The organism is Providencia sp. M-27, from assembly GCF_011077905.1.
In the GTDB taxonomy this organism is placed as follows: Bacteria; Pseudomonadota; Gammaproteobacteria; order Enterobacterales; family Enterobacteriaceae; genus Providencia; species Providencia huaxiensis.
On the sequence record NZ_JAALBT010000015.1, the window covers coordinates 77,936 to 88,524 of the forward strand.

At 49.8% G+C, this 10,589-nt stretch carries 18 protein-coding genes; 1 reads left to right on the top strand and 17 read right to left on the bottom strand.

Features of this window, described 5'->3' with window-relative positions; genetic code table 11:
- Positions 1–44: 44 nt before the first annotated feature.
- The 4 genes from G6Q48_RS17910 to G6Q48_RS17925 all read right to left on the bottom strand — a co-directional run bounded on the left by G6Q48_RS17910 (position 45) and on the right by G6Q48_RS17925 (position 1,943).
- On the bottom strand, positions 45–377 hold the full coding sequence (locus tag G6Q48_RS17910; RefSeq protein ID WP_166267808.1) for a hypothetical protein: 333 nt from the start codon (positions 375–377) through the stop codon (positions 45–47).
- The gene (locus tag G6Q48_RS22915) at positions 374–835 is read right to left on the bottom strand and encodes a hypothetical protein (protein WP_042847339.1); all 462 of its coding nucleotides are present in this window, start codon (positions 833–835) and stop codon (positions 374–376) included. Before G6Q48_RS22915 ends, G6Q48_RS17910 begins: the two co-directional genes overlap by 4 nt.
- Positions 836–889: 54 nt before the next feature.
- Entirely contained in the window at positions 890–1,411 is a 522-nt protein-coding gene (locus G6Q48_RS17920) for a hypothetical protein (protein WP_042847341.1), read from the bottom strand.
- A 106-nt stretch (positions 1,412–1,517) separates the two neighbouring features.
- On the bottom strand, positions 1,518–1,943 hold the full coding sequence (locus tag G6Q48_RS17925; RefSeq protein WP_042847343.1) for a hypothetical protein: 426 nt from the start codon (positions 1,941–1,943) through the stop codon (positions 1,518–1,520).
- Between the two features lie 103 nt (positions 1,944–2,046).
- On the opposite strand from G6Q48_RS17925, the gene G6Q48_RS22450 reads away from it, so the two are divergent.
- Entirely contained in the window at positions 2,047–2,169 is a 123-nt protein-coding gene (locus tag G6Q48_RS22450; RefSeq protein WP_256372935.1) for a hypothetical protein, read from the top strand.
- A gap of 630 nt (positions 2,170–2,799) precedes the next feature.
- Here G6Q48_RS22450 and G6Q48_RS17930 read toward each other — a convergent pair.
- From G6Q48_RS17930 to G6Q48_RS22925, 13 genes are all read right to left on the bottom strand, one after another.
- Positions 2,800–3,282: a hypothetical protein gene (locus G6Q48_RS17930; protein WP_162762209.1), complete on the bottom strand. Its 483-nt coding sequence runs from the start codon at positions 3,280–3,282 to the stop codon at positions 2,800–2,802.
- A 149-nt stretch (positions 3,283–3,431) separates the two neighbouring features.
- The gene (locus tag G6Q48_RS17935; RefSeq protein WP_161595381.1) at positions 3,432–3,593 is read right to left on the bottom strand and encodes a hypothetical protein; all 162 of its coding nucleotides are present in this window, start codon (positions 3,591–3,593) and stop codon (positions 3,432–3,434) included.
- 109 nt (positions 3,594–3,702) lie between these two features.
- Positions 3,703–4,053: a hypothetical protein gene (locus G6Q48_RS17940; protein WP_042847355.1), complete on the bottom strand. Its 351-nt coding sequence runs from the start codon at positions 4,051–4,053 to the stop codon at positions 3,703–3,705.
- Positions 4,054–4,120: 67 nt separating this feature from the next.
- The gene (gene ssb, locus G6Q48_RS17945; RefSeq protein WP_052219401.1) at positions 4,121–4,642 is read right to left on the bottom strand and encodes a single-stranded DNA-binding protein; all 522 of its coding nucleotides are present in this window, start codon (positions 4,640–4,642) and stop codon (positions 4,121–4,123) included.
- A 248-nt stretch (positions 4,643–4,890) separates the two neighbouring features.
- Positions 4,891–5,322: a hypothetical protein gene (locus G6Q48_RS22920; protein WP_042847357.1), complete on the bottom strand. Its 432-nt coding sequence runs from the start codon at positions 5,320–5,322 to the stop codon at positions 4,891–4,893.
- A gap of 8 nt (positions 5,323–5,330) precedes the next feature.
- Positions 5,331–5,615 carry a hypothetical protein gene (locus G6Q48_RS17955; protein ID WP_042847360.1) on the bottom strand — a complete coding sequence of 95 codons (285 nt, stop codon included), beginning with the start codon at positions 5,613–5,615 and terminating at the stop codon, positions 5,331–5,333.
- A gap of 110 nt (positions 5,616–5,725) precedes the next feature.
- Positions 5,726–6,646 carry an SPFH domain-containing protein gene (locus G6Q48_RS17960; RefSeq protein ID WP_042847363.1) on the bottom strand — a complete coding sequence of 307 codons (921 nt, stop codon included), beginning with the start codon at positions 6,644–6,646 and terminating at the stop codon, positions 5,726–5,728.
- Positions 6,647–6,669: 23 nt separating this feature from the next.
- Entirely contained in the window at positions 6,670–7,101 is a 432-nt protein-coding gene (locus G6Q48_RS17965) for an NfeD family protein (protein ID WP_042847366.1), read from the bottom strand.
- 282 nt (positions 7,102–7,383) lie between these two features.
- Complete coding sequence (locus G6Q48_RS17970; protein WP_162762211.1) at positions 7,384–7,545, bottom strand: hypothetical protein; 162 nt, start codon at positions 7,543–7,545, stop codon at positions 7,384–7,386.
- 50 nt (positions 7,546–7,595) lie between these two features.
- Positions 7,596–8,501 carry a hypothetical protein gene (locus tag G6Q48_RS17975; RefSeq protein ID WP_042847368.1) on the bottom strand — a complete coding sequence of 302 codons (906 nt, stop codon included), beginning with the start codon at positions 8,499–8,501 and terminating at the stop codon, positions 7,596–7,598.
- Positions 8,498–9,025 carry a hypothetical protein gene (locus G6Q48_RS17980; protein WP_042847371.1) on the bottom strand — a complete coding sequence of 176 codons (528 nt, stop codon included), beginning with the start codon at positions 9,023–9,025 and terminating at the stop codon, positions 8,498–8,500. Before G6Q48_RS17980 ends, G6Q48_RS17975 begins: the two co-directional genes overlap by 4 nt.
- A 1-nt stretch (position 9,026) precedes the next feature.
- Positions 9,027–9,665 carry a hypothetical protein gene (locus tag G6Q48_RS17985; protein ID WP_113767330.1) on the bottom strand — a complete coding sequence of 213 codons (639 nt, stop codon included), beginning with the start codon at positions 9,663–9,665 and terminating at the stop codon, positions 9,027–9,029.
- Positions 9,662–10,252 carry a hypothetical protein gene (locus tag G6Q48_RS22925; protein WP_042847373.1) on the bottom strand — a complete coding sequence of 197 codons (591 nt, stop codon included), beginning with the start codon at positions 10,250–10,252 and terminating at the stop codon, positions 9,662–9,664. Before G6Q48_RS22925 ends, G6Q48_RS17985 begins: the two co-directional genes overlap by 4 nt.
- Positions 10,253–10,589: the final 337 nt, after the last annotated feature.

A 10,589-nucleotide genomic window follows, 5' to 3' on the forward strand; every position in this document is an offset into this window, starting at 1 on the left:
GGCTTCACAAAATAAATGGGGTCACTTGACCCCATCGCCTTCTGTTAACGCAGACAATCCGCCATAGTAAAATATCCGAGCCGCCGCATCATGTCGTACATCTGGCGGGCTTTACCGTTAGGACCTTCGTGCTTACCCAATTTGTAGATCAGAACGCGCATCCCCATCAACACACTTTCTGTATCGGGTTCACCTTTGAGCAGGGGCTTATCTGTATTCTCCAGCCAGGCTCCGTGCTGTGCAAAATGCAGAATATCCCCGGCCAGTAATTCAGGCTGCTGTAACATAAGATGGCAAGTAGTGAGTGCAAACTGAGTTGCTTCGGCTTCACTGACGTTCAATGTAATTGCCAGATCAGCCGCTGAATTAACGGTCATAGTGCATTCCTTTCCCATGCCTCTGGGTTCCCTCCCAGCGTCAGCACCAACGCCTTGAGTCTTTCCGTTTCCGCATCCGCTTCCAGTCGTTCAGCACGAAGGCGCTCATTTTCAGCTGTCAACTGCTCGTTAGCCCCACGCTCAGAGTTAACTTCATCTTGAAGTCGCTTGAGTTCAGCCGGATTGTCTCTGTCTTGCTTGGCTTTTTCACGGTAGAAAGTCAGTTGCTTGCCGAATGAGACGTTCAGTTGCTGGAGGGCATTAAATTGGCGCAACAAACCTTGATAGTCAGGAGCCGGGGAATAGCTGCCTTTGTAATCACCGGACAGGTTAGCCAGCGTTGAGATCAGCTGTGTGATGAGCTCTGAGGGGGCCGTGACTTTTCGCAGATTGTCAGCACAGACCCCTTTCTCTTTCAGCGTCTCAAGTGTTTGGTTCAAAATCGACTTCATGTTCATGATGAATTACTCCGGTTGCTGATGTTGAAAAAAGTTCACTCACCTACGCGAGCATTATGCTGACCAAGGTTTACCCACCGCATCTAATGCGGCGATAACGGTTTGACGATAGGCGGCAACTGCCCCCGCGACCTGTGCGGTATAGACCCTGTCAGAAGATAAATCGACGGGTTGGTTGATGTGCTCCACCAGACGATCCAGTGCCGCAATTAGGTGCGTGACATTCTCATAGCCAAAATCACTGTCTGCCCGGTCATACAGGGCGATGACGGCATGGTGATGTTCGCCATGCTCTTCGAAGTGCTCGCGAAATTCGTCAGCCAACGCACGCATCGTAGCGATAGCGGAATGCGTTTCGGGTGTCAGCAATTGCGATGCCGGTTGTTTCAGGCGAGCATGGTGGCAGCGGACCCAGGCATTCCATTCCACGTTGAGGTCGATACGTTCAGAGTCATCATCATCATCGACAAAGCCTGCGGCTACTAGCTCAGCGGCCGTGGCGTGGTTGATGTTTAAGCGCGATTGCAGATCCTGTATGAACAACTGCCGCAGGTTCAATAAGCATGGGTCTTTCATGGTGTGTCCTTCTGGATAATTTGAGATAGCATAACGTGGGTGATATGGCTCACGAAATTTTTGCGTAGAAAACCCGCTGGTTTAGCGGGTTGATGATCTGGCTGGGTTACTTGGGGCCACTAAAGGTGTTTTCGATAACTTTCTGACTGCGTTCAACCCAGTCGCTGCTGTTTTCACAGTTAACGTTGGCTTCGAATACCTGGCGTGCGGATGTGTACATGGGGCTGTTGTACCCCCCACGATTGGCAAGCATGACGCGGATGCCGTTGAGGTAGGGATAAATCGGGTCCTGCAAGATAGTCTGATCCACATCACCAGCTTGCTGACAATGCTGGGTGCGCATTTTAATAATGTCCTGAGCAACCTGTAAGCACTCAGGGCAGCTGGCTTTGTAGGATTGGAATTCTGCCATTGATTTTCCGGCAACAGGTCGCCCACTCGCATTGGTAGGAATTTCAGCAAAGGCACTGGTCATACACAATGCGGCAATGGCTCCGGCCAGAAATGGTACGCCACGGATACGTTTAAACATGTTTTTTCACCTTGTTAATGTTCACCCAGACGGGTAGCTCGATCCTACTACGGACATGATTTCCACTCGCCCGAAAAGGCCAACAAAACGAGGACTAAAAACGATGACATGGAGCCAGGCTAAAGATAGCTTATTCATATCGTATATGATTAGGCGTAAACATGGAAAACACCACGCAACACCGGAACTCATCGTTACAACAAGACGTAATGTACGTATTGCTTAAAATTAGGGCGCGTAACAGCAATCCAATTCCTTTCACAGCCATCTTCTCGATCCTTAACAAAGGCCGTTCCTGTGAGGTAGAACGCCCCAATTTGCGCATATCTTGTAGAACGTTGGTGGAGCGAAGGCTGTTGCTCAAGTACCGTGACCCACGCTCACTAAAAGTCGCGTACACATTAAGCGAGATTGGCATTGAATTGGCAGAGACTATCCGCAAAGGGCGCGAGGACGAATGAGGAAAAGAAGACCGGCACAGGGCGTGCCGGTTCAAAGGCTAACCTAAATAACGACGGCTAATGGAAATAACACTGCGACGACGAGCTGGTAATAAAGCTGCTTGCTTATCAATTACACGCTCGGCATTATCGACTTGAAACTTCACGCGGTAGCCCTTCCCTATCAGCGCTCGCCGCATGTGTCTGTCCATTTGGTCACGCGACCAGCCGAAGGCAAATTCACGATCACCACCACTACCAGATTGAGGCCCAGCGATGATATCGCGGACCCGTTGTTTCAGAAACTGACCACGAAGGCCGTATCCGGACAGCTTCCGGCGTAGCTTTTTAGTCGTCATTGAGTGCGTAGACTGTCCGTTTTTCACGTTATTTCTCCACTTGTTACGCCCAAGGGGCTAATTGATACGTTGGCCTGGCATTGGATTCGATCTGTCTCCACGTAGTGAGGCTTTGATAATCCCTATGGATTGCTCAATGCCACGGGTATCTTGCCCTTTATTGGCAAGGATGTGCTTTTGCTCATTCAGCGCCATGATGGCATTTTCAACACCAGCACTAAACACGTCAGTCTTCACCTTTTCAGTGGTGATAACACCATTGGTGACAGCCTCAAATCCATTAACGATTTCGTTAAGTGCCAATGCGCCTTCTGGCTCAAATTGTTGGTAGTTGTGTAAGTCAATGAACGGCAGCAGGTTATCCAGCAGGCCGCGTAGCGCATAGAACATTGTCAGCAGATACAGGTTGTCATTCTCAGTCGAACTGTTATCGGCGATTTTTTTTGACAGTGTTTCTTGGGCTTTCGCGTTATACCGAGTTGCCCAAGCCTCACTCACGCAAGCCAAGAAGCGTTCCCCTTCTTGTTCGGTCGCTTCCAAACTCGGGACGCCAAAAGAACTTGGTAAAGCCTCTCTCCAGGGGATCCGAGATAAAAACCTCCATTAAATGGCTATTTTCAGCCAGGAGGGTATGTTCATGGTGTTGAGCGCCCATCGCGAGTTCATTCAGGGCTTTAGTTGTTTTTGGGTCAATCATGCTGATTTTCCATATCAGCGGGATGCGTATGCACTGGCGCGCGGCCATGTCGCATGTGGTACAGGGTATCGCGGTGCTGTTTGGCATCCATCGTGTTATTGTTTTTGTTTCCCCAAGACAACGATGAAATTAATTTTTTGAAGAACGCTTTCAATTTAGCCTCTCTGATTTACGGCAGAATTTATTTCTTAATCAGTGATATCTGCGAGTGAAAAGTGGTAACACAAGAATGCTACCACCGGTTTAACCGCTGTCGAAACACCTTATCTCGGCAACAATCCACAATCTCCGGCAATGGTTAAAACGTCACCATTGCGGATCACAACACCAATGTTACGGATATGCTCAATCTTGCCTGCCGCACATTCACTGGCCTGCGCCATTTGCGTAACCAGCTGGGAAGATGCTGCGGTAGCCTTATCCAGTGCCGCTTCAGGGGTATTCAGGAAGAATACATAGAATGTAGCAACCGCCCCCAGCATGACCATCATCACACTACGAAACAGCAATGACGCAACAGCAAAGCCTGCCACAGCAATCCCCGCGTAACTGAGTGCCTGGCCGATACTACCGTTGTTGAGAATGGCATTCAGTGATGCCTGTATTTCGTTCATGTCAGACTCCGAGAGATAGAAACAGTAATGCAGCCCGGAAGGCTGCATAACGGAACGATGGTGGATGTTAGAATGGTGGGTCGTCGGTATTTGGCGCACCCCAACCGCCTTGGCTGTGCTGTTGCGAATTTTGTTGCGGAGCACCCCATCCTCCTTGCTGGCCGCCAGGTGCATTATTCGGTTGATTATTTGCCTGGCGGGGGTTTTGCTGGTTCTGTTGCTGCCCGCTGGCAGGGGCTGAACCGAGCATTTGCATAGTGCCACCAGAAGCCGGATTGACTACGATCTCAGTCGTGTAGCGATCCGTGCCGCTTTGGTCTTGCCACTTACGCGTGGAAAGTTGTCCTTCGATATATATTTGCGAGCCTTTGTGCAGGTACTCACCAACAACATCGGCTAATTTTCCAAAGAAAACAACGCGATGCCACTCTGTTTTTTCTCGTTGCTCACCCGTCTGCTTGTCACGCCAGGTTTCAGATGTTGCGATTGAAATATTGGCTACAGAGCCACCATTTTGCATTGCACGGAGTTCGGGATCTTGGCCGAGATTCCCGACAATGATGACTTTGTTAACACCACGTTGTGCCATACGACTATCCTTCTGGTATTGATGGTTGACTGAATTACCATCTTTATTTTACGGATGTGCGTCAGATGACAAACCTTTAAGGGGGACAAAATGGGGTGCTTTTCCAGAAACATTCTTAGGGAAAGGAAAATAAAAAAAGCCCGGAAGCCGGGCATGGTGATCGTTATGTCTAACGAGGTAAAACACTTTTTTTATATTTAATAGTGGTGCTGGCTAACTGTATTGCATTCCCTGGTGAGGCGCAATTGCTATAGGAGTTGTGATGCCAATTCCGCAGCATGTTTTTGAGCAATATCAGGAATATCGATGGCAGAGATAAGCGCATGCTTAGCGCCGTCAGCACTGACTCCGTACACCACCCATCGTAGCGTATCGCCAGGCGCTGCAACCAGCTCATCGACATCGCCGCTCGCCGGAAGATCAATGATTTCGTTACCGATACCTTCGGCACCGTAAGCAATGCGGATAAAGCCGTGCCCTGTTCCCAGAGGCAATTCGTTAAGGACAAACTCACGTAGCGACACGAGTTCTTTCTCAGCGGTTTGTGTTGCCAGATAATGAAGGTTTGGGATGCGGCTTAAAATTTCAGCCGCACTGGCGGTGTCGCGGGTCGTGGACATCAAAATATAAGCAGCCCACAGAGCGCCAGCGTTGAATTCATTTGAAGTTAGTGTAGTCATGGGAGTCCTTATCTTTTTTGTCGCTTGAAGCTTTCGCTTCCATATTGTTTGAAATATTCAGTGAAGCCTTTATCGCTTTCACGCGTTGCAGATTCAGCGGCCGCAGTTGCTTTTCGCATGTCACGCTCGGCGACTTCTTTGCTCAGCTGCATATATCGAGTCATGTTGTCAGAACTGGGATCCGTAACCACCTCTTCATAGGCAGATTGGTAGCGTTCATCAAGTGATAACCCAAACGTGGTTGAACATCCTGCCAGAAAAAAAGCCAGAGGTAAAATGATTAATTTATTCATGTGGTTACGCCATTTTCAGAGCCAGAGTCTGTGTTTCGTTTTACAGATTTTGAGAACCAGACTCGGGCTTTCGTTTCTGATAAGGCCACCAAAGTGATGGCCGATTGAGGTTATTTGGACACAGCAGAACCGACAGACATCAGGGAACCTGCATTGATGAGACCACCAACGCTTTGCGCCAAATCAGCGGGCATAGCCACCACTTTCGCGTTAGGGCTGGTTGCCAGCACAGAGAGAGTCTCAATATAGTTGTTCGCTAACTGGAAACTCATTGCTTCGCGCCCCCCCTCAATCGTGAGTGCTTCAGCCAATTTCGACGAAGCTTTGAATTGCCCATTAGCCAGCGTTTCCAGCGCAGTAGCTTCGCGAACAGCCGATTGCTGCTTCGCCTCTGCATCCAGGATCATGGCTTCCTTCTTGCCTTGCGCCTCCATAATGGCAGCATTTTTATTACCGGCCGCGAGCTCTTCGGTCGCTTTGCGTTCACGAACCGCAGCAGCTTGCTTTTCCATTGACTTCAGCATTGAGTCGGAAGGTGTAATATCCTGAATATCCACAGTACGCAGGCTTAGGCCCCAATCAACCATCTGCACGTCCATACTCTGACGTAAACGTGCGGCCAGTTCGTCACGGTTGGTCAGCGTCTCATCGAGCTCCATCCCACCAACGGCGTTGCGGATCGTGGTCATGACCAGATTACGCACGGCGGTGTTGAAGTTATCAACCCCGTAGGCAGCTTTTTTCGGATCTGCGACGCGAATGAAACAAATCGCATTAACCTGCGTCATGGCGTTATCTTTTGTGATGGCTTCAATGCCTTTCACTTCGATCATCTGATCTTTCGCCGACATACGGTAGGCGATGTTATCCAAAAACGGGATCAGGATGTTCAGTCCGGGATTTAACGTCGTATGGTATTTACCCAGGCGCTCGACCACCCATTGGTCCGCCTGAGGCACGATGCGCACACACTGGTACAGCGTGATACCGAGAAACACAACAACAACAGCAAGACTGATAAGTCCAATCATGTTTTTTTCCTATCCAATCAACGTTATTCCGCAGTCACTGCGGCGACTAAAACAACACCACTACCAACACTCACAATTCTGACACGAGCGTCGCGTGGCAGCACCTCTTGTGATTTACACGGCCATTGCTGGTTACCCTGAACCGGCTTTGTCAGCAAAATCACACTTTCCCCACCTTCCGGTAACGCAAATGCCAATTGACCGACCTCGCCGATCAATGGTTCTTCCACGTATCGCTTCGGCTTATTGCGTGAGAACTTCACCCAGAAAAACGCACAACACACCGTTGCAATGCACCAAATGCTAATCTGCCACTGCAAACTCACATCAGGAGCAATCAGCGTGATAGCTGCTGGAATTATCGCGGCCAGCGCCATCCATAGGCCAAAAAAAGTCAATGTGAACAGCTCAATAATGCCAAAAAGTGCGCCCAGTCCCACCCAAATCCAAACCACTGTAACCCCCTTAAAACATCTAACCGATCATAAAAACGTAAGCGGCCAACTTGTAGGCCCCGGTGCCGGATAGCAGAGCAATTAAGCCACAGAGAAATGACCACTCTTTTTCACGCCTGCGCATGACAAGGCCATCTGCCCGACTGCACAAATAAGGCATAAGTGACAGCCCCAAAAATGTCAGGCAGGTAATGCTCAGCAATGCAGCAATGAACGTTAGCAAATGAGCAACCTCTCAGGTGGTCGGATGAAGGATACAAAAATTACGCAGGACGCTCAGCATTAAACGTCCGCAGAATGGGGACGAAAAAAGTACCAGGCGACAATGCCCAAATCAGCAGCAATCCAAGGGATATAAGCCCAGGAATGATAGCTGTCTGGAGAAATGGCAATCCAACTGAGTTGCACCAGTAGTGTGATAATACTGAGCAGCCAAAATGTCATGAGATACCTCAACGATAGTGTTAGTTCGTATGTAGAGAGTTAATCACGAGTCATTCGGGTGACGAAGTTTTCAGGACCTTTTGGGTTACTCCTTCAACGAATTTCCACCGATGGCCGCGACCTTCAAAACCATAGGCTTCACATTCGTAGCCTTGGCGCATCAATGACGTGTTTATGCCGCTGACCGCACTACTCCGGCTCGCCCAGTGATAGCCACCGTTGACGTTTAACCAGTCAACAATCTCAGCAACATGCCTTTGTTTACCATCCCCCATCAACGTTTCAATACGGATCATGGTGCGTTTCCAGTCGGTCATAAATTGTCCCGTGCCTGTGGTGCCCGCAACGGCGATCCGCATATCGTCGTGAAGCTGAGCCCGCAAGATTTTCCCTTGATGACGAGAGCCAGGAACCATGCGAGGTTCAAGCTGAACCCTGAGAGAGTAATGGGCTTCACTGATCTTTTCGGTGACTCCGTCATAACGCAGTTTTCGTGAAGGCGACTTCTCAACTTCCAGCAAACCGATACCCCACTGACGCATGAGTAACAATGGAAAGTCTCGGCGGGCAGACGACTTCTTACAGGCCACATAGATGAGATGGGGAAGGCCTACCTTGTTATTGCGATATGGATAGAACCAGGCCATAGCTTGTTCCAGTACCGGCAAACCGATCGCTTTTTTGCACTCAATGACCTGTACAAAAGGACCTTTCGTGGCAACAAAATCAGGACGCTTTCCGTGGTGTTTTAAATGTACTTCGGGATAGACCTCCCAATGCAGCCACTTCATCCAGGCTTCAACGCACGCGGCAATTTCAGCTTCCGTCATATCGTTGCTGTCAGGCGAAGCGAACTCAGGCTGGTGAGGCAGGTAAGTGGTAAAGCTACATTCCACACCATCATGCGTACCGAAACGTCGGTTGTGTTTAATCATGTGGTCAGCATAGTGACTCATTGGGCATTGACCTCCTGATCTGCCGCAAACATCATTGATAACGCGATAGTGACCTGGGTGACTGTGCGATGGCTAAACGCCATGATATATGCCTGCGCAGCGGCACGAGCGTTCTCGTCTTCCACCTGCGCTATAGTTATGAAAGCTTCGGTATGGCTGGTGGGATATACCCAGCCAGCCCACCAGCTTAACGTGTAATTGAACAGTAGAATAAATGCTGTGAATAGCGTCCAAAGTGTTGCAAACGCAATCAGGCATAACATCATGCACGACAGGAACAACGCGGCCAGTGAATGCCAGCTGTCTACATCAGTGGTGATGACCCGCACAACAAACCCGACGGCACTGGCCCAGAGTGCAACAGACAGTAACCCACGTTTTCGATATTGCTGCTTCGCACCATTTCGCGCCATCATGATTTTGAACCACAACATGAAGAGCGTCAGATAGACTTTTTGTGTGAAAGTGGCGTTAGCCCAGTGAGGACGCACGCTCTTCTCCAGATACTGGTTGGCGTATTTCATCTTAACGTTGGCTCCAGTCGTGCTTCAGTGCAGATATGCTTGGGCGCGGGGCTTTGCCTATCCACTCGCAGCAGGTGAACCAGAATCGGTTAAATTTGTAGGGGATGTGGGTGTAATACCGATCGCCGTCATCTTCTTTGATTTTTTCACCGGCAATGACGGGGTGTTGGTGGCAGAACGGGCATGCCGCTGCACCGTCTGCCATTTCTGGCGCGATCGGGAATTGTGTAGCACCTAACATTTCCGGATCACCCGGCATGCGATGACGCCAGTGGGTGCCTTCTGGCAAGGTGATGAATTCATCGTCCAGTACGTATTCAAAGGTTGGCATCAAGACGTGATGCACACCGTGTTTACGCCAGCGTAACTGCGCCAGAAATTCAACTGTTTCCTCCGGCTTGGATTCCATCGGGACACGGAAGCGATACACGCCGGGAGTGCTTGGTAACCCTTCCCCCTTGGTGCCCACGGGATGCCAACAAACGTTCGCAGTAGGAATTGGATTGTGGTTGGCGTCATCCGCCATTGGTGAAAATGATTGAGAGTCAAACATGATATTCAGCACTCCTTTCGTGCAGATCGCTTTACCGAGTTGAATGAAAACACGCAGGCGCGCGCAGAATGACGAGGGTAGTTTCATCGGCGCACCTGCCCTACAGTGGCAATGCCGTGCAAGATAAACTCTGGAGGGGATCCGTTTTCAATGCGATAGATGGATAAGAAGACAAATAGCGCAACCCAGACAGTCATAAGCGGCGAAAGCATGAACGGCAACACTGTCCAGGTGGTCAATAGGAGCAGGCTCAACGATGCCCCTGCCACAATGAAAATCTGATAAAGCACCAGCTTGTAGTTGGCGACCATACGCAATAGCGCATGTGTCCGAAAGGTTGCATTATGGCGGAAGTTGCGAAACTCAATCCACATCAACCCGATCCAAAAGACATACGGGCTAAGACTGGCAGCGGCGTTAATCAGTAACATATCCCGCAGCGCCATCATCACTGAAGCTCGGTTGGTCTGTGAATATAATTGCCCTTCCGCAAGCAGGTGTACGGCACGAATAAACCCGTTATCCGCAATGTTCAGCAAGAGAACAATGATCGCGAAAACACCGAAGCCAATACGCAGAGCATTGTGTGACATTTCAGAGGTTTTCAAGCCCCAACCGATAGCGGATGTAGCCCCACAAATATAGCCGACACCCAATAGCGTTGACTGTGTCAACGAGGTTTCCTCAAACCCGGCCAGAGAGAACCAGCAAAGGCAGAAAACGCACATCACGCTAAGGCAGCACAAAAGACTACGTCGAGAGATGAGCGGGTAACGCAGTGCGCATGCCGCAATGTGTTGAAGCTCAGCAAACGGAAGAATAAACAAGCTCCGCATCAGCCTGCCCTCCGGCTTTCCAAAGCCAGTCGATTCCGGATCAGTGTGTAACGGTCATGGAAAAGGTGGCTTTCTGGGCACTGTTGCAAATAGTCGGTGGTGATAAACTTATCATCCCCTTTTGCTGATGGAGCTGCACATGAACCCATTCAAAGGCCGGCATTTTCAGCGTGAC